The sequence below is a fragment of the Nitrincola iocasae genome (assembly GCF_008727795.1).
GTDB lineage: Bacteria > Pseudomonadota > Gammaproteobacteria > Pseudomonadales > Balneatricaceae > Nitrincola > Nitrincola iocasae.
Genome location: NZ_CP044222.1, coordinates 3,453,699 through 3,478,342, shown reverse-complemented (window position 1 = coordinate 3,478,342; position 24,644 = coordinate 3,453,699). Strand labels below are relative to the sequence as shown.

Here is a 24,644-nt window from a genome sequence, read left to right as displayed (position 1 = left end):
GGTTGCATCGGTAAATTACAGAATTCACACCGCAGAGCGGTAAAGATTACGGAGAGTAAAATGGGAAGAATTATTGGTATTGACCTGGGTACAACTAACTCTTGTGTGGCCATTCTGGATGGTGACAAGACCCGAGTCATTGAAAACGCCGAAGGCGATCGTACCACTCCATCCATCATTGCATTTACCAATGATGGTGAAACCCTGGTAGGGCAGTCAGCTAAGCGTCAGGCTGTGACCAACCCGGATAACACCCTGTTTGCTATCAAGCGCCTGATCGGTCGTCGTTTTGAAGACGATGTGGTTCAGAAAGACATCAAGATGGTGCCTTACAAAATCATTAAGGCCGATAATGGCGATGCCTGGGTTCAGGTGCGCGACAATAAAATGGCACCACCACAGGTGTCAGCTGAAGTGCTGAAAAAAATGAAGAAAACCGCTGAAGATTACCTGGGTGAACCGGTAACTGCAGCCGTTATTACCGTGCCTGCTTATTTCAATGACTCGCAGCGTCAGGCGACTAAAGATGCCGGTAAAATCGCCGGTCTTGAAGTTAAACGTATTATCAACGAGCCGACAGCTGCGGCGCTGGCTTACGGTATGGACCAGTCCAAGGGTGATAAAACCATCGCCGTTTACGATTTGGGTGGTGGTACCTTTGACGTATCTATCATTGAAATTGCTGATGTAGATGGTGAGCACCAGTTTGAAGTGCTGGCGACTAACGGTGATACCTTCCTGGGTGGTGAGGATTTCGACCTGTCGATCATCAACTATCTGGCGGATCAGTTTAAGAAAGACTCAGGGATTGATCTGCATAATGATCCATTGGCACTGCAGCGCCTGAAAGAAGCCGCTGAAAAAGCCAAGGTTGAGTTGTCTTCTTCACAGCAGACTGATGTTAACCTGCCGTACATCACCGCTGATGCATCCGGTCCTAAACACTTGAACGTCAAGCTGACCCGGGCCAAACTGGAGTCGCTGGTTGAAGAGCTGGTTGAACGCTCACTGGAGCCTTGCAAGATCGCACTGAAAGATGCGGGTCTATCCACCTCTGAAGTGGATGAAGTGATTCTGGTCGGTGGTCAGACACGTATGCCGTTAGTGCAGAAACGTGTCACTGAATTCTTTGGTAAAGAGCCGCGTAAAGATGTTAACCCGGACGAAGCTGTGGCAATTGGTGCAGCGATTCAGGGTGCGGTATTGTCAGGTGATGTGAAAGACGTGCTGTTATTGGACGTTACCCCGCTGACACTGGGTATTGAGACCATGGGGGGTGTGGCTACACCGCTGATTGATAAGAACACCACGATTCCAACCAAGAAATCACAGGTGTTCTCAACGGCTGATGACAACCAGACCGCTGTAACCATTCACGTGGTACAGGGTGAGCGTAAGCAGGCGAATCAGAACAAGTCACTGGGACGTTTTGATCTGGCGGATATTCCACCGGCACCACGGGGTGTTCCTCAGGTTGAAGTCACTTTTGATATCGACGCCAACGGTATCCTGAATGTGTCTGCTAAAGACAAAGCGACCGGCAAGCAGCAGTCTATTGTGATTAAAGCTTCTTCTGGCTTAAGCGATGAAGAAGTCGAACAGATGGTACGTGATGCTGAAGCCCATGCGGATGAAGATCGCAAGTTCGAAGAGCTGTCACAGGCGCGTAACCAGGGCGATGCCATGGTACACACCGCCAAGAAGACGCTGAAAGATGCGGCTGACAAAGTGACCGAAGACGAAAAAACCAAGATTGAAGCAGCTATCACTGAGCTGGAAGAAGCGCTCAAAGGTGATGACAAAGCGGCGATCGAAAGCAAAACAGAAGCACTGACCGAAGCCGTGTCTGGTGTGGCGCAGAAGATGTATGCTGATGCTGCCGCCGCTGAACAGGGTGAAGCCGGTCAGAGCGAAGAAAAACCCGCAGAAGATGTAGTGGATGCTGAGTTTGAAGAAGTGAAGGATGACAAAAAGTAATCCTTCATGCCTGCATGAACTACTGAAATGAAGGCGACGCGGGCACCAGCCCGCGTTGTCGTGTCCGGCTCCCGCAGGAGTCATCGTTAACCGGATCAGATTCGGACTATGTCAAAAAAAGACTATTACGAACTACTGGGTGTCCCGCGCGATGCCTCAGACCTCGACATTAAAAAAGCCTACCGTCGCTTGGCGATGAAGTATCACCCGGACCGTAATCCGGATGATAAGGATGCGGAAAATAAATTCAAAGAGTTCAGCGAAGCTTACGAAGTGCTGTCTGATGCCCAGAAAAAAGCTGCGTATGATCAGTTTGGTCATGCCGGAGTTGATGGGCAAGGGGGGGGCGGAGGCTTCCACGGCGGCTTCGAGGGTAATTTCTCCGACATCTTTGGTGATGTATTCGGGGATATCTTTGGCGGCGGTGGTGGTCAGCGTCGTAGCAGTGTGCAGCGCGGTGCCGATCTGCGCTACAACCTGGATCTAACCCTGGAAGAAGCGGTGCGTGGCTGTGAAAAAAGTCTGCGTGTGCCTACTCTGGTAAGTTGCGAGACCTGCCATGGTAGCGGTGCCAAACCTGGAACCAGTGCCAAAACCTGTGGTACTTGTGGTGGTATTGGTCAGGTGAGAATGCAACAGGGCTTTTTCTCAGTACAGCAGACCTGTCCTTCCTGTCACGGCAGTGGCAAGGTGATCTCTGATCCCTGTGGTAGCTGTCATGGACAAGGGCGTGTTGAAAAGGTTAAAACTCTGCAGGTTAAAATTCCGGCAGGTGTGGATACCGGTGACCGTATCCGCTTGTCGGGTGAAGGTGAAGCCGGTGCCAATGGTGGACCGGCTGGTGATCTGTATGTGCAGGTCAGTGTCCGTGAACACCCGATCTTTCAGCGCGATGGTAAACACCTGTATTGCGAAGTACCCATCAGTTTTGTGGATGCGGCGCTTGGGGGCGAATTGGATGTGCCGACCCTGGAAGGGCGCGTGAAACTCAAAGTGCCAGCCGAAACCCAGTCAGGCAAACTGTTTCGCTTGCGAGGCAAAGGTATCACCCCGGTTCGCGGTGGTGGTGTCGGTGATCTGATGGTTAAGGTGATCGTGGAAACTCCGGTTAGTTTGAACCATCGTCAGAAAGAGCTTCTACGTGAGTTTCAGGATGCCACTGAAGAGGGTAAGCACAAGCACAGCCCTAAACGTCATGGTTTCTTCGATTCAGTGAAGAAGTTTTTTGAAGATATGACCTGATTCAAGGTCGGCTGGTTTGGGTAGGTAAGGTAATGATCAGAATAGCAGTGACTGGTGCGGCTGGCCGCATGGGTAAAACCCTGATAGAGGCAGTGCAGCAAGCTGAAGGTGCATTGCTTACCGCCGCTATCGTTGAACCTGGTAGTTCGCTGGTGGGCGTCGATGTAGGTGAGCTGGCCGGGCTAGGCAAGCTGGGTGTGAAACTGAGTGGTTCACTGGCTGAGGTTAAGGACGATTTTGATCTGTTGATTGATTTTACCGCCCCCCAGGTGACCATGCAGAATCTGGCGTTTTGTCAAGCACAGGGCAAGCAACTGGTAGTCGGCACTACCGGGCTGGATGAGGCGCAAAAAGCGTGCTTGCAACAGGCGGCTGAGCAGATTGCTATCGTGTTTGCACCCAATATGAGCGTTGGCGTTAACCTGTGCTTTAAACTGCTGGAAGTAGCGGCTAAAGCGCTGGGCGATGATGGTGGTTACGATATTGAAGTGATTGAAGCGCACCACCGTCATAAGGTCGATGCGCCTTCGGGTACCGCCTTGCGTATGGGTGAAGTTCTGGCTGATACGTTGGGGCGTGACCTTAAAACCTGTGCAGTGTATGGGCGTGAGGGCCAGACTGGCCCGCGTACAGCTAAAGAGATCGGCTTTGAAACCATTCGTGCCGGTGATGTGGTGGGTGATCATACCGTGCTGTTTGCTACTGAAGGTGAGCGTATCGAAATTACCCATAAAGCTTCCAGTCGCATGACTTTTGCCAAGGGCGCTGTGCGTGCGGCGGTGTGGTTAGCGGCTAAACCCCGTGGTCTATATGATATGCAGGATGTACTTAGCCTTAAGTAACTTAGGGGTTTGTATTGTAAATGTAACCTAAGCATGGCTTAATCTTCTTGTGTCATCTATACAGGAAGTGTGTCGTGTCCCAGTTGCTTTTGTGTTACTCGAAAATTCTTGAAATTGTGGGTGATCTGGTCAAAGTTTATGTGCCGGAACCTGATCGGGATAAAACCGGCAGTGTGGGGTTTGGTGATCTGGCACTGATTGAAAACCCGCTGGATCCTTCACAGCTACCTTGTCTCGCTCAGGTGATTGAGCTGGGTAGTGATACGGTATCACTGCAGGTGTTTTCCGGTACCAAAGGCCTATCAACTAAAGCGACCATCCGTTTTCTCGGGCACTCGATGCAGGTGGCTTTTTCTACCAATATCCTTGGTCGGGTATTTTCTGGTGCTGGTGTACCTATTGATGCCGGTCCGGATCTGACTGAAGAGCCGCATATCGAAATTGATGGCCCTACGGTTAACCCGGCACGCCGGGTGCTGGCCTCCCGTATGATTCGCACCGATGTACCCATGATCGACGTCTTTAACTCGTTGGTCGAAAGCCAGAAAATCCCCATTTTTTCCGTTGCCGGAGAGCCCTATAACCAATTGTTGGCACAGATCGGCGCTAATGCGGATGCCGATGTGGTGGTATTTGGTGGTATCGGGCTGATCTTCGATGACTATCATTTCTTTCGTTCTGCTTTTGAAAAAGCCGGCGTGCTGGCCAAAACCGTGATGTATGTGCATCTGGGTTCTGATCCCACGGTCGAAGCATTGCTGGTGCCGGATATGGCGTTGGCGGTGGCCGAACGCTTTGCGGTTGAAGAGGGTAAGCGTGTACTGGTACTGCTTACCGATATGACAGCCTATGCCGATGCTTTAAAAGAAGTCGGCGTGGCGATGGAGCATGTGCCTTCCAATCGTGGTTATATAGGTGATCTCTATTCACAGTTGGCACGTCGCTATGAGAAGGCCTGCGACTATAAGGGTGCTGGTTCGGTTACGATTCTTTCAGTGACCACCATGCCTGGTGATGATGTCACCCATCCGGTGCCGGATAACACTGGTTATATCACCGAAGGGCAGTTCTACTTGCACGATGGCGTGCTTGATCCATTTGGCTCTCTGTCGCGTTTGAAGCAGCATGTCATTGGTAAGGTGACGCGCGAAGATCATGGTCAGATCATGAACACTATGGTGCGTTTTTATGCCTCTGCACAAGATGCACAGCAGAAACAGGCGATGTCATTTGAGTTGACGGAATATGATCAGCGCCTGTTACGCTTTGGTGATCTGTTCCAGCGTCGATTTATGGATATTAAGGTATCTTTGCCACTGGAAAAGGCGCTGGATCTTTGTTGGAAAACCTTGGCCGAATGCTTTGAGGCGGAAGAACTGTTGATGAAGCAGGATCTGATAGATAAATATTTTCCGCATACCGCAAGTGTACGAGTGTAAGTCATGGGGCGGCTGGCACTGAACAAAAGTACCCTGAACAAGGAAGGGCGCAAGGTCAAAGCCTATCAGAAATTTGTACCGGCTTTGGATTTGAAGCGTAAACAACTGCTTGCAGCCCGGGTGACAGCACAACAAAAGTTGCTGGAGCATGACCAGGAGCTTGTGGATGTGGAAGCACGTGTTAAGCAGCAACTGCGTATGCTGAGTAACTATCAAGGGCGTGCCGATGAGTTGGTTCGGATCAAACACATAGAGCTGGTAGAAGTGAATCTGGTGGGTATACGTTTACCGGAACTGCGTTCGCTGGAGCTGGTGATTAACCCCTATTCCTGTTTAGGTACGGAGCATTGGCTGGATAAGCTGGCGGCACAGTTACAACAAGTGGTGGAAATCAAAACCCGGCGCCAGGTACTGAACAAGCGCCTGGAGCTTCTGAATCAAGGCTTGCAGAAAACCACGCAACGGCTAAATCTGTTCGATAAAGTTCTGATTCCAAAAGCACAGACTAATATCCGTAAGATCCGGATTGCACTGGCTGATGCAGAACGTGCCGGTGTGGTGCGTGCAAAGATTGCCAAGAATAAACGTCAGGCGTTACCTTCATGAGTATTCTGCAACTGAAAAAAGCCGCATTAATCGGCTTGGCTGAAGAAAAACTGCAGATGCTGGATGCCTTGCAGGCACTGGGGCTGATGCATATCATCCCGTTGCAGGATCCGCAGGCACCTGCGCAAATCGATGACACTGTGAACCCCGAGCGTTTGAAGCGTGCATTACAGTACTTATTAAGCTGCCGTGAAAAGCGCCGACAGGTGGTGCGGACACGCCAGTTCAGTCTGGTTGAAATGCTGGATCGTATTGATCATAGCCGTTCTCGACGTCTGGACTTAATGGCACGTCGTGATTTTCTGGAAAAACGTATTGCTGATTTGACTCCCTGGGGTGATTTTAGCTTTCCGGAGCCCGATGCGCTGGCATACCAGAAACTTTGGTTCTATCTGGTGCCAAACTTCCAGATGCACCAGGTAGAACGCTCCGGATTGATTTGGCACTGTGTTCACCGGGATAACCGCCATGCCTACGTAGTGGTGGTGTCGGAGCAGGAGCCGGATGCTAACCGTATGCCCGTAGCACGGACCCTGACTGGCAATGTCCCTCTGAGTCAGTTAGAGCAGGATCTTGAAGATATTGAGATAGAGCTGGAATCAACGGAAGCAGAGCGCCAGGCCCTGACCCGTTGGATCTATCAACTGCAACGCTGCGTTGCAGCTACCCAGGATAGTGCGTTTTTATCTGAAGTCGCAGATCAAACCCTCGATTGTGGCGAGATTTTTGCGCTGCAAGGCTGGGTAGCAGCATCACAACTGGATGAGCTACAGACCTTCGCTGAAAACCAGGGGTTGGTGTTGTTGATTGAAGAGCCAGAGCGGCAAGAGGTGCCCCCGACATTGCTGGAGAATAGCGAGCAATTGGGTGGTGGTCAGGAAGTGGTCAGCTTTTTTCAGACCCCTGGATACCGCAGTTGGGACCCTTCAAGAGTGGTGTTCTTCTCCTTCACCGCTTTTTTTGCCATCATCATGTCCGATGCGGGTTACGCGCTGTTACTGGGCGCTATTATGGCCTATTACTGGAAATCGATGCAGGCCACTCGCACTCAGCGCCGCTTACGTTCACTCGGGTTGACACTGAGTCTTGCCAGCTTTGTCTGGGGAGTCGCTGTCGGTAGCTATTTCGGTGCACCCGCCCCCTTTGATTGGTTGCAGCAGTTAAAAGTTATTGATATTAATGACTTTGATTACATGATGCGGCTATCCATTGGTATCGGTGCCTTGCACCTGCTATTGGCCAATCTGATGATGGCCTGGGTTCGGCGTCAGTCATTACAGGCCTGGGCATCGGTAGGCTGGGCGCTGGCGGTACTGTCGGCCTTACTGGGTTGGCTGCAGGGCTTTCATCTGTTGCATTGGCTGGTTTTTGCTCTTGGTCTGATAATGGTACTGGGCATGAGTGGTCAGGAGGAACGCTGGCAGGTACGCGGCTTGCTGCAGGGTACCCTGGCGTTGACCAATATCACCAAAATTTTCGGTGATGTGTTGAGCTACTTGCGCCTGTTTGCACTGGGGTTAGCCAGCGCATCCCTGGCGATCACTTTCAATCAGTTATCGACCGATGTGGCGATGGCTTTGCCAGGTATCGGCATGTTTCTTAAAGTTTTGATCTTATTAGCCGGGCATATGCTGAATTTTGTATTGACCGTAGTCAGTGGGGTAATCCACGGGCTGCGTCTGAACCTTATTGAATTTTATAACTGGAGTCTGGCAGATGAAGGCTATGCCTTCCGGCCTTTCTCGAAACAGGAGGTTACACCTTGGACAACCTGATTATGGCCCTGGGTTGGGCGGGGCTTTATGGCCCGATGGCGTTGGGAGCAATTGGCAGTATGATCGGCTGTTCTCTGGCAGGTCAGGCGGCAGTGGGAGCATTGCTGGAAACAGAGACTGGGCATGGACGTTATATTGGTATTTCAGCCATGCCGTCTTCCCAGTCGATTTATGGCATCGTGGTAATGTTTGCGCTGAATCGTGATGTTACCCCGGAGAATGCAGCGGGGCTAGCCGGTATCGGATTGCTTTGCGGACTGGCGCTGATGTTCAGTGCGATATACCAGGGGCGCAGCTGTGCATCGGCTATCAATGTTTCTAAAATTCGCCCTGAAATATTCGGGATGTCACTGGCGCCAGCAGCGATTGTCGAAGGCTTCGCGGTATTTGCCTTTATATTTGCTTTGGTCATCAGTGCAGGCGTCCCTGCTTAGGAGTGGCGTATGAATCAGCAGGAAAAACACCAACCTTCATCCGGTGTTGAAGCCCTGATCGAGCAGTTGCGCGATCAAGGCGTACAGAAAGGGCGTACCGAAGCCGATAAGCTGCTGCAAGAGGCACGCCAGAAAGCGGCTCAGATAGTTGAAGACGCACGCCATGATGCTGACACCATCCGCCAGACGGCGCAGCGTGATGCTGAGCAGACGCGAAAGGCCGGTGAGGATGCTCTGAAAATGGCGGCGCGTGATCTGCTGCTGGAATTGAAAGAGAGTATGGCGCTGAGTTTTGCTGATCAGGTGGAACGCCTGGTTGAGCAACAGATGGATAATGCCGAATTTATGCGGCGCCTGATATTGGAGCTGGTTGGTAAGGTCCGGGATCAGTCGCATCTTGATGGCCACAGTGTGGAAGTGATGTTGCCGGATGAGTTTATCGGACTAGATGAACTGCGCCGCAATGCACATGAGTATCGTCAGGGGCGTTTAAGTCAGTTTGTACAGTCCTTGTCGGCCGAGTTGCTGCGCGATGGCATCAGTTTTGATACCCATGCCGGCCGTGGATTGCGCATACGTTTGAGTGGTAAAGACGTAGAGATCGATCTGACTGAGGTGGCGATAGCACAGGTATTACTAAAACATCTGCAGCCGCGTTTTCGTGCCTTGCTTGAAGGGGTGATCCGTTAGTGGTGGCGGACTATTACACACTGGTAGTTGCTCTGCCCTGGCTGCATGAGCAGATGGAGAAGTGTACCCAGTTGCCCTTGTCTCGTATTGCGCTGGAAAAGCGCCTGAGCTTGCTCAGCGATGCGGATTTGCAATTGTTGCGTTTGGCTGAGCAGCTCTATCACCCGGTTGCCAAGGGTGATACATCGCTGCCGGACCGAAATCGGGTGATGCAGTGGCAGCAGCAAGTAGACCGTTTTCCATCTGAGGCCTTACGAGCAAACATAGGTTTACGTCTGGAAATGCAGACTTTACTGGCAGCGCTGCGCTACCGGCGGCGTCCTGATACCTCAGCGGAGCACTTTTATGGGTTTGGACGCTGGGCGCCATGGATTCGTCGTCACTGGCAAGAGCCTTATTTTGGTCTGGAGTCTCAAGTCGATTATCTGGAAGAGTTGGCGTTGTTATTTGAGCAAGGGCGCACCGGTGAACTGCAAAATCGGATGGATCAGTATCTGTGGCGGGACCTATTGGCAACAGAGCGCAGCCATCACTTCACTCTGGAAACCGTAATCTGCTTTGTACTGCGCTGGGGAGTAGCAGAACGACGTTTGAGTGGTGATGCTGATGCGGCACTGACGGCCTTTGAGGCCCTGAGCGGTGAGCTTATGCAAAGCAGCGGTATTCAACAGCAGTTAGAGCAGATGTTTGAGGAATTTAACGCATGAATGGAACACCGATAACCGCACGTGTTGCGGGGGTACGCGATGATATAGTCACCATTCGCCTGATGAAAGATGACGAAGGTGAATTTTTCGCTTTGGTCAAAAATGAGGTGGTATACATCTGCCCTGGCCGGTTGCCAGCCGATGGGCGTCAGGAACGCTTACAGGCTGAGGTGCTACGAGTCCGTCACGGTGAGGCCGATGTACAGGTATTTGAAAACACCCGTGGTGTCTCGATTGGCGATGTGGTAGTTCAAAGCAGCCGTCTGCTTTCGGTTGCCCTGGGACCTGGACTATTGGGACAAATCTATGATGGCTTACAGAATCCGCTGGAACTGATTGCAGGGCAGCATGGCTTCTTCTTGCCGCGAGGCCTGGATGTTGATGGCATTGATCAGCAGCAGCACTGGGCTTTTCAGCCCCTGGTCAAAATCGGTTCCCGGGTTAAAGCCGGCGATGTGCTCGGTAAGGTGCAGGAACGGCGTTTCAACCATAAAATCATGGTGCCATTCAATATGCGCGGTGAGGCTGAAGTCACCTGGGTTCAGGAAGGCAGTTTCACCGTCACCACACCGGTAGTGCGCCTGCGTGATCAGCAGGGACAGGAGCATGAAGTGTGTATGCAGCAGTTCTGGCCGGTGCGTGTTCCAGTCAATCGTGATCTGTTGCGAGCCGGTTATAGTGAACGTATGTACCCACATGAACCGATGCTCACTACGATCCGTTTGATTGATACCTTTTTCCCGGTAGCGAAAGGCGGAACCGCTTGTATACCTGGCCCGTTTGGTGCGGGTAAAACGGTACTGCAAAGCTTAATCTCTCGCTATTCGGATGTCGATATTGTGATTATCGTCGCCTGTGGTGAGCGTGCTGGTGAAGTAGTGGAAACCATCACTGAATTTCCGAAAACACCGGACCCTAAGGGCGGCACGTTGATGGATCGCACGGTGATCATCTGTAACACTTCTTCTATGCCGGTGGCAGCGCGTGAAGCTTCAATCTATACCGGCATTACAATTAGTGAGTACTACCGTCAGATGGGTTATAACGTGCTGCTTATCGCTGATTCCACCTCACGCTGGGCTCAGGCCATGCGTGAAACTTCTGGTCGTTTGGAAGAGATACCCGGTGAAGAAGCGTTTCCGGCTTACCTGGATTCTGCTGTTCGTGCGCTGTATGAACGTGCTGGCCTGATACGTACCAACGATGGTTCTATGGGTAGCCTGACGTTGATTGGCACAGTATCCCCGGCGGGTGGTAACTTTGAAGAGCCGGTGACCCAGTCTACCCTGCGTACGGTGAAAACCTTTCTGGGTTTGAGTGCTGAGCGCGCTTATAAGCGTGCTTACCCTGCAGTGGATCCATTGATTTCTTGGTCACGCTACCTTGAGCAGCTTGAAGCCTGGTTTGCTGAACATATGGATAAAGACTGGGTGCCTCAGGTGCGTGAGATGCTGCTATTGCTAAGAAAGGGCGAAGAAGTACAGCAGATGATGCAGGTGACCGGTGAAGAGGGCGTGACGCTGGAAGATTATATGCTCTGGCAGAAGTCTCAGTGTCTGGATCAGGTGTATTTGCAGCAGGATGCCTTTGATGCGGTGGATATCTCTGTGCCGATCGCCCGGCAGCGAGACTTGTTTCGTTTGTTGACTCGTAGTCTGGAAAATTTGCCAGCGTTAACTACTAAAGAGGCGGTGCGCAAACACTTTGTGCATCTGACCAGCTTGTTCCGTAACCTTAACTACACCCGTCAGGACAGCCCCGAGTATCAGCGTTATTGGCAGGAGATAGAGGCGCTGGGCGCGCCATCTCACTGATGGGTGCCCAGCTCACAACATAGCTCCCCTTCGTCGCTGCGACTCATCGCTAGATGGCGCAGCGGGAAGTGACCGGTTTTTCGGTCGCTGAAATAAAACTTCAGCGCGTTGGTGATTGTCGGAAAAGCCAGCGCGTCCCAGGGTATCTGGTCTTCACGGAACAGCTCCACCTCGAGGGATTCATCACTGATGCTGAAGCTTGGCTCCGGCATATCTGCCAGATAGATCATCTGTACCTGATCAACATGTAAAATGGACGTCATGGTGTAGAGACTGCGAATGATTACCTGTGCATTGGCTTCTTCCAGTGTCTCGCGCAACGCGGCCTGTTCGGTTGACTCACCATTTTCCATAAATCCGGCAGGCAGGGTCCAGAGACCATAACGCGGCTCAATAGCGCGCTTGCACAGCAATACCTGATCCTGATAGACCGGCAGGCAGCCTGCAATAATGCAGGGGTTTTCGTAATGGATGGTATGGCAAGCGTTACACACATACCGGTGACGGTTATCACCCGCAGGTATTTTTTGCTCAACCGCCGCACCACAATTCGAACAGTATTTCATTGGGCTGGTTCCTTGTTGCTTCCCGGTCATTGTAGTCAGATGCAGATAGGCTAGTCGACCCGTTTTTTTAGCGTTATGATCAACGGGATAAGGAGGCACTATGCTCACACAGGCGATTCAGCGGATCAGCACCCATCAACCTTGGCGATTACGTCGTAAAGGACGGCAAGCGGCTGTGCTGATTCCGGTAACCCGGTCTGAACACGATCCTGAGTTGATTCTGACAGTGCGGGCGTCTCATCTCAATACGCATAAGGGAGAAGTTTGCTTTCCTGGGGGTAAGCGTGATGAATCTGATAGCTCTCTGTCATACACGGCGCTGCGTGAGGCTGATGAAGAGATCGGGCTCCATGCAAAGGATGTGGAGTTATACGGTCCTCTGGGTCAGGTGGTTTCTAAACATCATCTTCAGGTCACCCCCTGGGTGGGTGTGATACCAGAGCACTTGCCATTGCAGGCAAACCCGGGGGAAATTGCACGTATCTTTAACGTGCCGGTGCGTTTTTTCCTTGAACAGGGGCCGCCACATCTGGATCAGATAGTGGTGGGAGATCAGATCTGGGATGTGCCCTCCTGGCAATATGAGGGTGAGGTTATCTGGGGGCTTACGGCTTATATCATCTGTGAGTTGCTAACGATCGGGTTTGACATGCCCTTGACTATGCCGACCCGACCGGAGCGTGGATTGTGCTGATCAGTGCGATTTATCCTTGCGGATCTGGATTAAGCGGACGGTCTGGATGAACTTGTCCTGGATCTGCAGAGTTTCAACACGGTATTCACCGATGACCAGACAGATATTAGCGTCCGGCAGTGATTCCAGCGTTTCGGTAATCAGGCCATTCAGTGTTTTCGGGCCATCGGTTGGCAGTTGCCAGTGGAGTGCCCGGTTAATGTCACGTACATAGGCGCCGCCATCGATAAAATAACTACCATCATCCTGTGGATGAATGTCTTCGACCAGATCATTGTGTTCTTCAGACAGTTCGCCAACGATCTCTTCAAGGATATCTTCCAGCGTAACTATCCCTTCGACATCTCCATATTCATCGACTACGATTCCGATACGTCGGCTCTGCTTTTGGAAATTAAGCAGTTGGGTCTGTAGTGGAGTGCTTTCCGGTACAAAGTAGGGATCGCGGGATACTTGTAGAATGGCGTCTTTGGTTACTTCGCCCCGTTGAATCAGTTGTGCCAGGTTGCGCATATGCAACAGACCGACGACTTTGTTGATATCGCCATGATAAATCGGCAAACGCGTATGCAAGGTGTTGGAGAGCTGTTCCAGGATCTGTTCAAGCGACTGATCCATGTCGATGCCTTCTACTTCATTGCGGGGAATCATGATGTCGTTAACGGTAACATCATCCAGCTCCAGCACGCCAAGAAGCATTGACTGGTTGCGCTTGGGAAGCAGGGCTCCGGCTTCATGCACCAGTGTGCGCAGCTCCTCAGTACTCAAATGATCATTGCCATGCAGGCTGGGTTTAACGCCAAAGGCTCGCAGTAGGTTGTTAGTGATGGCGCCTACAAGCCAGACCAGCGGGTAAAATATCTTCAGCAGTGGATGGAGAATGAAACTCGCCGGAAAGGCAATGCGCTCCGGGTGTAAGGCGGCCAGGGTTTTCGGCGTCACCTCGGCAAAAATCAGAATCACCAGCGTTAACACGCCGGTAGCGATAGCTATACCGGCATCTCCCCAGAGCTTGACCGCAATAATCGTAGCAATCGCTGACGCCAGTATGTTAACAAAGTTATTACCAATCAGGATGAGGCCTATAAGGCGGTCGGGATGTTCCAGTAGTTGGCTGGCTTTAATGGCACCACGATGGTGCTTTTTCACCAGATGCCGCAACCGGTAACGGTTTAGTGACATCATTGAGGTTTCTGAGCTGGAAAAGAAAGCTGACAAAGTAATCAGAAAGCCAAGCAGAATCAGCAGGGAGCTTATCGACGCGTCTTCCAAAATAAAAACCTGTGTTATAAATAGGGACAGCCATTTTCAGAGCAGAGCCTGGCTGTGTCAATAGCTATGAAAGGCTAGAGGATGAACTCCATGACCAGTTTTGAACCGAAGTAACCCAACATCAATAGTAGAAAGCCGCCGATGGTCCAGCGGATAGCGGTGATGCCGCGCCATCCCAGTAGTTTGCGGCCAGCCAGAAGCGTGGCATAAATCAGCCAGGCGGCGATGGATAGCAGGGTTTTGTGGACCAGATGTTGTGCAAACAGATTATCAACAAACAGCCAGCCGCTGAGCAGTGAAATACTTAGCAGAATAAATCCGACCCAGAGCATTTCAAACAGCAGTCTTTCCATGATCTGAAGGGGCGGTAGGCTGGTTACCAGGCCCCGCGTATGGTGCTGCTTCAGTGCCAGTTGCTGGCGCCAGAGCAGAATGGCCTGCAGGGCCGCCAAAGTAAAGATGCTGTAGGCCAGCACTGATAGGAGAATATGTAGAAACAAACCACTGCCATAGGGTTTTAGAGTCTCCGATGTTGGCATGACGGCTGCCAGTAGTACCGCAAGGGCCGCCATCGGGAAGACCCCGATGAACAGATTGTCGATACGTTGGCGCAGACTGCTGCCTATCACCAGTGCGGCGACCAGCCAACTGATCAATGAGCCCATGCTGAACAGGCCAAGATCTATACCTGCTTCATGGTGAAGGGTGTGGTACACCGATACACCGTGGGCTACAAACCCAATAAACCCCGAAATAAGCACCGTGGGGCGAACTTCCAGTCGCTGGCCCGTGGCACGCTGCCATTGCAGCCAGGATGCGATGGCGTAGCATAGAACTGCAAATAATGAGATGAAAATCAGCATCCAATGAATCTCCTTTCAGGCGCATAAGTTTGGCATAAACTCTGTAAATAAGAAATATAGGGTGCAGTGCAAGTGCATGGATCTGTATAATGTCGAGCAAAGTTTGTTCAGTGGTTGTACAGAGTTGCTGAAGACAAGGCCTCCGCTGGCCACAGATGATCCGATCAGAGGCAAAAGATGTTTGATAATCTTACACAACGATTAACACAGACGTTACGTAGCGTCACCGGTCAGGCGCGCCTGACGGAAGAAAATATTAAAGGCACCCTGCGTGAAGTGCGTATGGCGCTGCTTGAAGCGGATGTGGCTTTGCCAGTTGTTAAAGAATTCATTAACAATGTCAAAGAGCGTGCGGTGGGGCAGGAGGTTAGTAAAAGCCTGAGTCCCGGGCAGGTCTTCGTCAAAATAGTCAACGAAGAGCTGATCAAGGTGATGGGCGAGGCTAATGCCGAGCTCGACCTGAGTACTACACCTCCAGCAGTGGTGATGATGGCTGGTTTACAGGGCGCGGGTAAAACCACCTCTGTTGCCAAGCTGTCCCGTTTTCTGAAAGAGCGCAAAAAGAAAAAAGTGCTGGTGGTATCGGCTGATATTTATCGACCGGCCGCTATACGTCAGTTAGAAACACTGGCGGCTGAAGTGGGCGTGGAGTTTTTCCCCTCGGATAGCAGTCAGAAGCCAGTAGATATCGTCAATAGCGCTATTCGCCATGCGCGCCTGCAACACCATGATGTGCTGCTGGTGGATACCGCCGGTCGTCTCGCCATTGATGAGGCGATGATGGCTGAGATTCGTGATCTGCACGCTGCGGTTAAGCCGGTTGAAACCCTGTTTGTCGTCGATGCCATGACCGGTCAGGATGCTGCCAATACCGCACGTGCTTTCAATGACGTGCTGCCATTGACTGGTGTGATTCTGACCAAAACGGATGGCGACGCACGTGGTGGTGCAGCTTTGTCGGTGCGTCATATTACCGGTAAGCCGATCAAGTTCCTTGGCGTGGGTGAAAAAACCGATGCACTGGAGCCTTTCCATCCCGATCGTATTGCCTCGCGTATCCTTGGTATGGGCGATGTGCTTAGTCTGATCGAAGAAGCTGAGCAGAAGATCGACAAGGTTAAGGCTGAGAAGCTTGCCAAGAAAATGACCAAAGGCAAGGGCTTTGATCTGGAGGATTTCCGTGAGCAGATCCAGCAGATGAGTAATATGGGTGGCATGATGGGCATGCTGGAAAAACTGCCGGGTATGGGGCAGATGGCACAAGCGGCTCAGGCAGCGCAGGCTGAAAAAGGCATGCAGCAGTTTGAAGTGATCATCAACTCCATGACACCCAAGGAGCGGCGTAACCCGGATATTATTTCTGGCTCGCGCAAGCGTCGTATTGCTGTGGGTTCGGGTACCCAGATTCAGGATGTAAACCGTCTGCTGAAACAGCATAAGCAGATGGCTAAAATGATGAAAAAATTTGGCAGTAAGTCAGGTATGACCAAGCTGGCGCGTGGTATGAAAGGCATGATGCCACCCGGTATGGGCGGCGGCGGTGGCTTTCCGCGCTTCTGAGCGATGAATAGCTTTTATTTATTGGTTGTTTGACGTACAATTCGCGCCTTGATTTTTAGATTGGCCCCCGTCTTGCCGGCTGGCATAGCGAAGAGATGGGGATTATTAACGATGGGCGATCCTAAAACCCATCCTTGCGAAATAAAGGGGTCCAGCGCATGGTCACTATTCGTTTGTCTCGAGGCGGCGCCAAAAAGCGTCCGTTTTATCATATCACCGTTGCCGATTCACGCTTTGCGCGTGACAGCCGCTTTATTGAGCGGGTGGGCTTTTTTAACCCTGTAGCCCGGGGTCAGGAAGAGCGTCTGCGCATTAACCTGGAACGTGTTGATTACTGGATCAGCAAAGGCGCTCAGACCTCTGAGCGCGTTGCTAATCTGGTTAAAGACGCACGTAAAGCCGCACAGTAAGTTTGGCGGACCTGACAGGTATGGAGCAAATGCAAGCAGAGAAGCTCACCGTTATCGGTAAGTTGACTGCACCCTACGGCGTTAAGGGTTGGATCAAAATCCACTCCTATACAGACCCGATAGATAATGTATTTTGTTATTCCCCCTGGCAGGTGAAGCGTGGCGAGCAGTGGTTTCAGGTAAAACTGGAATCCAGTAAACGTCACGGTAAAGGCTTGATTGCCAAGTTGGCAGGTATTGATACCCCTGAACAGGTCAGAGACTGGAGCAATGCGGAGATTTATGTCGCACAGCATCAGTTGCCTGAGCTTGAAACAGGTGAGTACTACTGGAGTCAGCTTGAAAATCTTTTGGTTTATACCGAATCCGGCGAGTTGCTGGGACGGGTGGACCACCTGATTGAAACCGGTTCGAATGATGTGTTCGTCGTCAAAGCGACCGCGAACAGTCGCGACAAAGTTGAACGGCTTATTCCTTATTTACCGGAACAGGTGGTTAAAGAGATAGATCTTGAAAAAGGAACGATGCGGGTCGATTGGGACCCGGAGTTCTAGTTGATGTGGTTCGGAATTGTCAGTTTGTTTCCGGAGATGTTCGAGGCTGTTACCGGCTACGGCATCACCGGGCGCGCAGTGCGCAGTGGTTTGCTAGAAGTTGAGTGCTGGAATCCCAGGGATTTCACACTGGACAGGCACCGTACCGTGGATGACCGACCTTATGGTGGTGGCCCGGGTATGTTGATGAAGGTGCAGCCTCTGCGGGATGCCATACAGGCCGCCAAACTGAAAGCGCCGGGGCAGGCCAGGGTGATTTACCTGTCACCCCAGGGGCGTCGGTTGGATCAGGCCGGTGTGTCAGAGCTTGCCACAGCAGACAGCCTGATTTTGGTGGCTGGGCGCTACGAGGGCATTGATGAGCGTCTGCTAGATACTGACATTGATGAAGAGTGGTCGCTGGGTGATTTTGTGCTCAGTGGAGGCGAGTTACCTGCCATGGTGATGGTGGATGCTGTCTCCCGGATGTTACCCGGTGTGTTGGGGCATGAAGATTCGGCAGCAGAGGATTCTTTTGCTGCAGGCTTGCTGGATTGCCCCCACTATACCCGACCCGAAACACTCGATGAGAAGCAGGTACCTGCGGTGCTGCTGGGTGGTAACCATGCTGATATCAAACGCTGGCGTTTGAAGCAGCAGTTGGGGCGAACCTGGCAAAGGCGGCCGGATCTGTTGGAAAAGATTGAACTCAGCCCGGAACAGCAGGCGCTGTTAAGCGAATATATCCGCGAAGCCGAATAGGCGTGCGGTCGAAAATACAGGAGCGAGCGATGAGCAGCAAAAGTAATATTATTCAGCAGATTGAAGCTGAACAGATGAGTAAAGAGGTGCCTGCATTTGCACCCGGTGATACCGTTGTAGTCCAGGTTAAGGTTGTTGAGGGCGAACGTAGCCGTCTGCAGTCTTTTGAAGGTGTAGTGATCGGTAAGCGCAACCGCGGACTGAACTCAGCTTTCACAGTACGTAAAATCTCTCACGGCGTGGGTGTTGAGCGTACTTTCCAGACTTACAGCACGATCATTGACAGCATCAGCGTCAAGCGTCGTGGTGATGTACGTCAGGCTAAACTTTACTACCTGCGTGAGCGTAGTGGTAAGTCTGCACGTATCAAAGAAAAGCTGGGTTAATTGCCCCACATCAAAAAAACGGCCTACGGGCCGTTTTTTTTCGTCTGCACATTCGCGTAAAGGCTAAATTGTGCATAGAATGCAATATCGGGAAACATTTAGCTGAGAAAAGACGGATGTGGATTGTTAAACTGTTTTCAAAGGTAGTGTTGTTGCTGTTTTTGTTGCTGCTCATTGCTTACGGCTTGTATTACTATCAGGTGAAATCGGCCATCGATGCGCAGTTGCAGCAAATGCGCCCATTGATTGAAGCTGATTATGGCGCACTGTATGTTAATCCTCTGGGCGATATCCAACTGAGTACCGTTACCTTGACACCCATGGGGCAACCCACTGGGTTTATCGTCGATAAGATTCGTCTGACTTCAGATCCGCTATTTTTTCTAGACTTTGAATCGCGCATGGCTATCGGTGACTGGCCGGAAGAGCTTGCTTTAGCTATAGAAGGCTTGCATGTCGACTTCAATATGCCTTTGTTTATTATGCTTGCTGAGTTGGCTCAGCAGACAGAAGAGGGTACTCAGCCTGCGGCGCTGGGGTGCGGCACGGTTCGTTATTTTGATATGTCGGCAATGCGCATGATGGGAATGCGCCAGGGGCGTTTTGATTTTCATGCAAACTTGCGACAAACCGCTCAGGATAGACTGGGACTGGAGTTGCTTGGTCATATGTATGGTTGGGCTGAGATAGGTGTTGATCTGAGCCTTCAGGCAGACATAGTTTCCCCGCAAACCTTGTCGCAACTCGGTCCACAGTTGCAGCGTATGGATATCAGCTATCAGGATAAGGGCTACAATCAGCGCAAAAACCAGTTCTGTGCCATGCAGTCAGGATTGAGTATTGCTGAATACCGTGAGCAGCATCTGAACTTGATTCAGGGCTGGTTAAATGATCAGGCTCCTGAGTTGACGGCGGCGCTGATGCCTGCGTATCGACAGTCGGGTGAACCAAACGCCCGAATGACAATGAGTCTGAATCTGCAAGGTGTGGATTTACAGGCAGTTGATGCGCCTGGATACCTCGAAGACGTGTTGACTAACGCACTGTCAGTCAGTGTGAATGATCAATCCCTGACGCTGGATTCAGAGCAAATGCAGTCACTTCTGGCCGTGTTGCAGGAGCCTGTGATTCAGGAGCAGCCTGTGCCGGAAATACCAGAGTTATCTGAGCTGGAGACTTTGCCTCGTAGTATGCCCGGTGTGGCATCGCCGCCGATCGTACCAGTCCCGCCCTCGGCAGAGTCTCAGAAGTATCGTCGAACTGATCCGCTTGAATTGGTAAATTATATCGGTCATCCGGTGCGTTTTTATACCTCGTTTGGAAAGCGAGTTGATGGCATACTGATGAGTGTTGATGATGGCAGTGCACGTGTAGCTGAGCGAGTGCAACATGGTACGGCAGAGTATCCAGTTGAGCTGGAAACGCTTCAGGCTACTGAGGTTTTTCGTTGACCCTGGATCGTCGTTTCACTGCTTTGGAACCCCAGCCTCAGGATCAGCATCTTATTCGTGAGTATGTGCAGTTAGCCTGGTTGGAAAAGGGCTTGAGTCGTAATACACAGCTATCCTATCAGCGCGATCTCAAGCACTTTGCCCTATGGCTTAATGATCGTTCTCTCTATTTACTGCAGGTTCAGCGGCATCACCTTCAGGCTTACCTGGACTGGCGTGTTGGGCAGGCGTTCAAAGCGGTTTCCACAGCAAGGGTGTTGTCCTGTCTGCGTGGTTTTTACCGTTTTCTGCTGCGAGAGGGGCGGGTAGAGCAGGATCCAACACTCAATATTGCCAGTCCTAAACCGGGACGCCCTTTACCTAAGACCTTGACTGAAACCGATGTTGAATGTCTACTTGCCGCACCTGATGTGACGGATGTGCTGGGGCTGCGTGACAGAACCATGCTGGAACTGATTTATGCTTCTGGTTTGCGGGTCACAGAGTTAGTGGGTTTGCGCACAGAGCAGATGAATCTGCGTCAGGGGGTGATCCGGGTTGTCGGTAAGGGAGATAAGGAGCGCCTGGTGCCAGTTGGGGATGAGGCGTTGGAGTGGATGCGCCGCTACTTGAAAACGTCCAGGCCCTTGCTTGCCGTTGACACCTCGCAGGATGTGGTTTTCCTGAGTCGTCGGGGCAATCAGATGACACGTCAGACGTTCTGGCACCGAGTGCGCTTGCATGCGGGGCAGGCAGGCATCGATAAAGCCTTGTCGCCACACGTGCTGCGCCATGCCTTTGCAACCCATTTGCTCAATCATGGGGCTGACCTGCGTGTTGTGCAGATGCTACTCGGTCATGCCGATCTGTCAACAACACAAATTTATACACACGTAGCAACACACAGATTACAGTCACTGCATCGGGCACATCATCCGCGGGGATGAACTTTTGTGGGTGTGGTTACTCAGATAACTAAGTGTCATTAATTGGATGAGGAAACTATGAAGAAGTACGCCGGTTGGGCCGTTTTATTAGTGGGATTTCTGCTCAGCTCGCAGAGTATGGCTGATGCCAAAGATCTGATCCGCGAGCAGTTGCGCAAGGCGGATTCAAGAATTCCGATCAAGAGTATCGAGGCCGCACCGTTAGAGGGTATGTACGAGGTGTTGTTGGAGAGCGGTGAGTTACTTTACGCGCATGAACAGGGTGAATATTTTTTTGTGGGTCATCTGTTCCGCATTGATGATCAACAAGGTTTGGTTAACGTGACTGAGCAAAGTCAGAATCAGATGCGTGTTGCAGCGCTCGCTGAGGTAACGCAGGATCAGATGATCACTTATCCAGCCAGGGGGGAGAAACAAGCCACCCTGCGAGTCTTTACCGATGTGGACTGCCCTTACTGCCGTCAATTGCATGAAGAAGTGGAAGCATTGAATGAGATGGGGGTTGAAGTCAGTTATCTGGCCTTTCCACGGGGTGGCCCTAATACGGCAACCTACAGAACAATGGTTACTGTCTGGTGTGGCGAAACAGCGGAAGAGCGTGCTGCTCTGCTGGATCGGGTGAAATCGGGTGGTACCATTGAAAATAAAACCTGTGAAAACCCCGTGGTTGATCAGTTTATGTTGGGGCAAAAAATAGGGGTGACGGGAACGCCAGCGATGGTGCTGGAAGATGGCACTTTGATTCCGGGCTATATGCCAGCTGAACGGATTGCTCAGATGTTAGGGGTGTCGCAATAAGCCAACCGGTATTTTCACCGGGCTGGGCTGGGTAAAACGGGGGCTTGCGTAGTGCAATGCCCCCGTTTTAGTTATACTAATCACCATTTTATTTTTCCGCGGCAGCAACGCGGGATTTTGTCGTAAACTGGAATTGTGAGGTGTGGTTTGAAGCCTGTAAAAGTCGGGATCTGTGGACTTGGAACTGTCGGTGGCGGTACGTTCAATGTACTGATGCGCAATGCGGATGATATTGCCCGGCGTGCAGGTCGCACCATTGAGGTGGTTGCGATCGCTTCGCGTCGTGAGAATCCAGCATGCGACACCTCTGATTTCAACATTATCAACGACGTTATGGCAATTGCCCGCGATCCCGACATAGATATTGTTGTTGAACTGATTGGCGGTTATGAAGTTGCACGTGATTTGGTGATGCTCGCTATTGAACAGGGTAAGCATGTGGTAACTGCGAACAAGGCGTTGATTGCGGTGCATGGTAATGAAATCTTCGCGGCCGCCAATGAAAAGAATGTCGTGGTAGCCTTCGAAGCGGCTGTGGCGGGTGGCATTCCAATCATTAAAGCCATACGCGAAGGGCTTGCTGCTAATAAAATCAAATGGTTGGCTGGTATCATTAATGGTACCGGTAACTTTATCATGACCGAAATGCGTGAAAAAGGCCGTGCGTTTAACGATGTGCTTGCCGAAGCACAGGCGCTGGGCTATGCCGAGGCTGACCCTACCTTTGATGTGGAAGGCATTGATGCGGCACACAAACTGACCATTCTGGCCTCAATCGCTTATGGTATTCCGTTACAGTTTGAAAAAGGCTATACCGAGGGGATTAGTAAGATCACCCCGGAAGATGTGCAATATGCTGAAGAGCTGGGCTATCGTATCAAGCACCTGGGTATCAGCCGTCATACTGAACAAGGTATTGAATTGCGTGTGCACCCGACACTCATTCCTAAATCCGCGTTGCTGGCGAATGTAAATGGTGTCATGAATGCCATTCTGGTCTCTGGCGATGCGGTAGGCCAGACGCTCTATTATGGTCCGGGTGCTGGCGCTGAACCGACCGCTTCCGCTGTGGTGGCTGATCTGATCGATGTGGCACGTTTGCTGGATACGCCATCTCACGGGCGTGTGCCACCTCTGGCATTTCAGTCTCACCAGTTATCTGAAACACCGGTGTTGCCGGTTGAACAGACGGTCAGTGGCTATTATTTACGTTTGCAGGCTGTTGAACGTCCTGGGGTGCTGGCCCATGTCACCCGTATTTTGGGTGAGAAAGGTATCAATATTGAAGCGATCGTGCAGAAAGAAACCCGTGAAGCCCAGGTGCCGGTAATCATGCTGACTCAGCGTGTTGAAGAGCGGATGATGAATGAAGCCATACGTGAAATCGAAGCGCTGCCGGATATTCTGGGCGATTTAATCCGTATCCGCATAGATCACCTGGAAGGTTGAGGGGGCAGCAATGAAATATATCTCTACCCGTGGAAAAGCACCTTCATTGAGCTTTTCTGATGTGCTGCTGGCCGGTATGGCCGAGGATGGTGGGCTGTATGTGCCGGAGCAACTGCCTGTATTCAGTCAGGCTGAAATTGCTTCCTGGTCAGGCCTGCCCTATGCGGAATTGGCCTTTAAGGTGATACAACCCTTTGTTGAAGGCTGCATCAGTGATGCAGATCTTAAACAGATGGTGGATGAAACCTATGCCGTATTTGATCACAGTGGCGTAGCGCCGCTGGTTCAACTGGAACAGAACGAGTGGATATTGGAACTGTTTCATGGTCCGACCCTGGCGTTTAAAGACTTTGCCCTGCAGTTGCTGGGACGGCTGATGGATCATGTGCTGGCCGAACGTGGCGAGCGCTTGGTGATCATGGGGGCGACTTCCGGTGATACCGGCTCGGCAGCGATAGAAGGCTGCCGTCACAGTGAGCATCTGGATATCTTTATCATGCACCCCTACAACCGGGTGTCTGAAGTACAGCGTCGTCAGATGACCAGCATTCTGGCTGATAATGTGTTTAATATTGCCCTGGAAGGCAATTTTGATGATTGTCAGGAGATGGTTAAAGACAGCTTTGCGGACCAGAGCTTCCTCAAGGGCATGAAGCTGGGCGCGGTGAATTCGATCAACTGGGCGCGCATTATGGCTCAGATCGTTTACTATTTCTCCGCCTCACTGGCGGTTGGTGGTCCGCATCGTCCGGTTTCCTTCTCTGTGCCTACGGGTAACTTCGGTGATATTTTTGCCGGTTATCTGGCCAAACAGATGGGCTTGCCAATTGAGCAGCTGGTAGTTGCGACCAATCGCAATGATATCCTGCACCGGGTTATTTCCGGTAATGATATGTCCAAAGGGGCGCTGGAGCATACCCTGTCTCCGTCTATGGATATCATGGTGTCGTCAAACTTTGAACGTCTGTTGTTTGATGTCTATGGCCGTGATGGTGCTGCCGTGGCGGATCTGATGCAACGTTTCAAAACCGAAGCGGTACAGCTGGAACCGGCGCGCTGGGACAGCGTACGTGCACTGTTTGACAGTTACGCGGTTGATGATGCGACCACTTGTGAGGTGATCCGACAGGTGCATGCTGAAACCGGCTATCTGCTCGATCCGCACACGGCGATTGGCCTTAAAGCGGCACGCGAGTGTTGGAAAAATCGTAGTGTGCCGATGATCACTCTGGCGACAGCGCATCCGGTAAAATTCCCGGAACCGGTAGTAAAAGCCGGTCTGGAGGCACCCCAGCTGCCAGCCCGGCTGAGTGATCTGATGGAGCGTGAAGAGCGCTTCAGTGTGTTGCCGAAATCCCTTGCCGAGGTGCATGCGTATATTGCATCGCACGTGCACCGCGATTGATTCCTGTGGGCATCCTGGCTGTGACCGGGTGCCCAGTGTTATT

24 protein-coding genes are annotated in these 24,644 nt (G+C 51.5%); 21 read left to right on the top strand and 3 right to left on the bottom strand.

Going from position 1 to position 24,644, the window contains the following annotated elements; translation table 11 throughout:
* Positions 1–60: 60 nt before the first annotated feature.
* The 10 genes from dnaK to F5I99_RS15995 all read left to right on the top strand — a co-directional run bounded on the left by dnaK (position 61) and on the right by F5I99_RS15995 (position 11,526).
* Positions 61–1,977, top strand: coding sequence for a molecular chaperone DnaK (dnaK, locus tag F5I99_RS16040; protein ID WP_151057741.1), 1,917 nt, complete (start codon positions 61–63; stop codon positions 1,975–1,977).
* 108 nt (positions 1,978–2,085) lie between these two features.
* On the top strand, positions 2,086–3,219 hold the full coding sequence (gene dnaJ / locus F5I99_RS16035; RefSeq protein WP_151057739.1) for a molecular chaperone DnaJ: 1,134 nt from the start codon (positions 2,086–2,088) through the stop codon (positions 3,217–3,219).
* A 32-nt stretch (positions 3,220–3,251) separates the two neighbouring features.
* Positions 3,252–4,061 carry a 4-hydroxy-tetrahydrodipicolinate reductase gene (gene dapB / locus F5I99_RS16030; RefSeq protein ID WP_191905876.1) on the top strand — a complete coding sequence of 270 codons (810 nt, stop codon included), beginning with the start codon at positions 3,252–3,254 and terminating at the stop codon, positions 4,059–4,061.
* A gap of 74 nt (positions 4,062–4,135) precedes the next feature.
* Positions 4,136–5,500 (top strand): V-type ATP synthase subunit B, encoded by a 1,365-nt coding sequence (locus F5I99_RS16025; protein ID WP_151057737.1) that lies wholly within the window; start codon positions 4,136–4,138, stop codon positions 5,498–5,500.
* A 3-nt stretch (positions 5,501–5,503) separates the two neighbouring features.
* Complete coding sequence (locus tag F5I99_RS16020) at positions 5,504–6,106, top strand: V-type ATP synthase subunit D (RefSeq protein ID WP_151057735.1); 603 nt, start codon at positions 5,504–5,506, stop codon at positions 6,104–6,106.
* The gene (locus tag F5I99_RS16015) at positions 6,103–7,881 is read left to right on the top strand and encodes a V-type ATP synthase subunit I (protein WP_151057733.1); all 1,779 of its coding nucleotides are present in this window, start codon (positions 6,103–6,105) and stop codon (positions 7,879–7,881) included. Before F5I99_RS16020 ends, F5I99_RS16015 begins: the two co-directional genes overlap by 4 nt.
* Complete coding sequence (locus tag F5I99_RS16010) at positions 7,869–8,315, top strand: ATP synthase subunit C (RefSeq protein WP_036520543.1); 447 nt, start codon at positions 7,869–7,871, stop codon at positions 8,313–8,315. Before F5I99_RS16015 ends, F5I99_RS16010 begins: the two co-directional genes overlap by 13 nt.
* Before the next feature lie 9 nt (positions 8,316–8,324).
* Positions 8,325–9,005 (top strand): ATPase, encoded by a 681-nt coding sequence (locus tag F5I99_RS16005; protein WP_151057731.1) that lies wholly within the window; start codon positions 8,325–8,327, stop codon positions 9,003–9,005.
* Between the two features lie 2 nt (positions 9,006–9,007).
* Positions 9,008–9,712: a DUF2764 family protein gene (locus F5I99_RS16000; protein ID WP_151057729.1), complete on the top strand. Its 705-nt coding sequence runs from the start codon at positions 9,008–9,010 to the stop codon at positions 9,710–9,712.
* Positions 9,709–11,526: a V-type ATP synthase subunit A gene (locus F5I99_RS15995; protein ID WP_151057727.1), complete on the top strand. Its 1,818-nt coding sequence runs from the start codon at positions 9,709–9,711 to the stop codon at positions 11,524–11,526. The genes F5I99_RS16000 and F5I99_RS15995 overlap by 4 nt, the downstream gene beginning before the upstream one ends.
* Here F5I99_RS15995 and F5I99_RS15990 read toward each other — a convergent pair.
* Entirely contained in the window at positions 11,520–12,092 is a 573-nt protein-coding gene (locus F5I99_RS15990; protein ID WP_151057725.1) for an NUDIX hydrolase, read from the bottom strand. The genes F5I99_RS15995 and F5I99_RS15990 overlap by 7 nt on opposite strands.
* 100 nt (positions 12,093–12,192) lie before the next feature.
* Here F5I99_RS15990 and F5I99_RS15985 point away from each other — a divergent pair, with 100 nt between their 5' ends.
* Complete coding sequence (locus F5I99_RS15985; RefSeq protein ID WP_151057723.1) at positions 12,193–12,786, top strand: CoA pyrophosphatase; 594 nt, start codon at positions 12,193–12,195, stop codon at positions 12,784–12,786.
* Here F5I99_RS15985 and F5I99_RS15980 read toward each other — a convergent pair whose 3' ends face one another.
* Positions 12,787–14,061, bottom strand: a complete 1,275-nt coding sequence (locus F5I99_RS15980) for an HlyC/CorC family transporter (RefSeq protein WP_407670360.1) — start codon at positions 14,059–14,061, stop codon at positions 12,787–12,789.
* Between the two features lie 71 nt (positions 14,062–14,132).
* On the bottom strand, positions 14,133–14,921 hold the full coding sequence (locus tag F5I99_RS15975; RefSeq protein ID WP_151057719.1) for a cytochrome C assembly family protein: 789 nt from the start codon (positions 14,919–14,921) through the stop codon (positions 14,133–14,135).
* A gap of 177 nt (positions 14,922–15,098) precedes the next feature.
* Between F5I99_RS15975 and ffh the strand changes: the two genes are divergently transcribed.
* From ffh to thrC, 10 genes are all read left to right on the top strand, one after another.
* Positions 15,099–16,481, top strand: a complete 1,383-nt coding sequence (gene ffh / locus F5I99_RS15970) for a signal recognition particle protein (protein ID WP_151057717.1) — start codon at positions 15,099–15,101, stop codon at positions 16,479–16,481.
* Between the two features lie 158 nt (positions 16,482–16,639).
* A complete protein-coding gene (rpsP, locus tag F5I99_RS15965) occupies positions 16,640–16,891 on the top strand; it encodes a 30S ribosomal protein S16 (protein ID WP_151057715.1) in 252 nt (83 codons plus the stop codon).
* Positions 16,892–16,920: 29 nt separating this feature from the next.
* Positions 16,921–17,445: a ribosome maturation factor RimM gene (rimM, locus tag F5I99_RS15960; RefSeq protein WP_325062995.1), complete on the top strand. Its 525-nt coding sequence runs from the start codon at positions 16,921–16,923 to the stop codon at positions 17,443–17,445.
* 3 nt (positions 17,446–17,448) lie between these two features.
* Positions 17,449–18,186, top strand: coding sequence for a tRNA (guanosine(37)-N1)-methyltransferase TrmD (gene trmD / locus F5I99_RS15955; protein WP_151057711.1), 738 nt, complete (start codon positions 17,449–17,451; stop codon positions 18,184–18,186).
* 29 nt (positions 18,187–18,215) lie between these two features.
* On the top strand, positions 18,216–18,572 hold the full coding sequence (gene rplS / locus F5I99_RS15950) for a 50S ribosomal protein L19 (protein WP_151057709.1): 357 nt from the start codon (positions 18,216–18,218) through the stop codon (positions 18,570–18,572).
* 116 nt (positions 18,573–18,688) lie between these two features.
* Positions 18,689–20,023, top strand: a complete 1,335-nt coding sequence (locus F5I99_RS15945; RefSeq protein WP_151057707.1) for a hypothetical protein — start codon at positions 18,689–18,691, stop codon at positions 20,021–20,023.
* Positions 20,020–20,949: a site-specific tyrosine recombinase XerD gene (gene xerD / locus F5I99_RS15940; RefSeq protein ID WP_225307441.1), complete on the top strand. Its 930-nt coding sequence runs from the start codon at positions 20,020–20,022 to the stop codon at positions 20,947–20,949. The genes F5I99_RS15945 and xerD overlap by 4 nt, the downstream gene beginning before the upstream one ends.
* 57 nt (positions 20,950–21,006) lie before the next feature.
* Complete coding sequence (locus F5I99_RS15935; RefSeq protein ID WP_151057705.1) at positions 21,007–21,747, top strand: DsbC family protein; 741 nt, start codon at positions 21,007–21,009, stop codon at positions 21,745–21,747.
* Positions 21,748–21,894: 147 nt separating this feature from the next.
* A complete protein-coding gene (locus F5I99_RS15930; RefSeq protein ID WP_151057703.1) occupies positions 21,895–23,196 on the top strand; it encodes a homoserine dehydrogenase in 1,302 nt (433 codons plus the stop codon).
* A 10-nt stretch (positions 23,197–23,206) separates the two neighbouring features.
* Complete coding sequence (gene thrC, locus F5I99_RS15925; protein ID WP_151057701.1) at positions 23,207–24,601, top strand: threonine synthase; 1,395 nt, start codon at positions 23,207–23,209, stop codon at positions 24,599–24,601.
* The last annotated feature ends 43 nt before the right edge of the window (positions 24,602–24,644 follow it).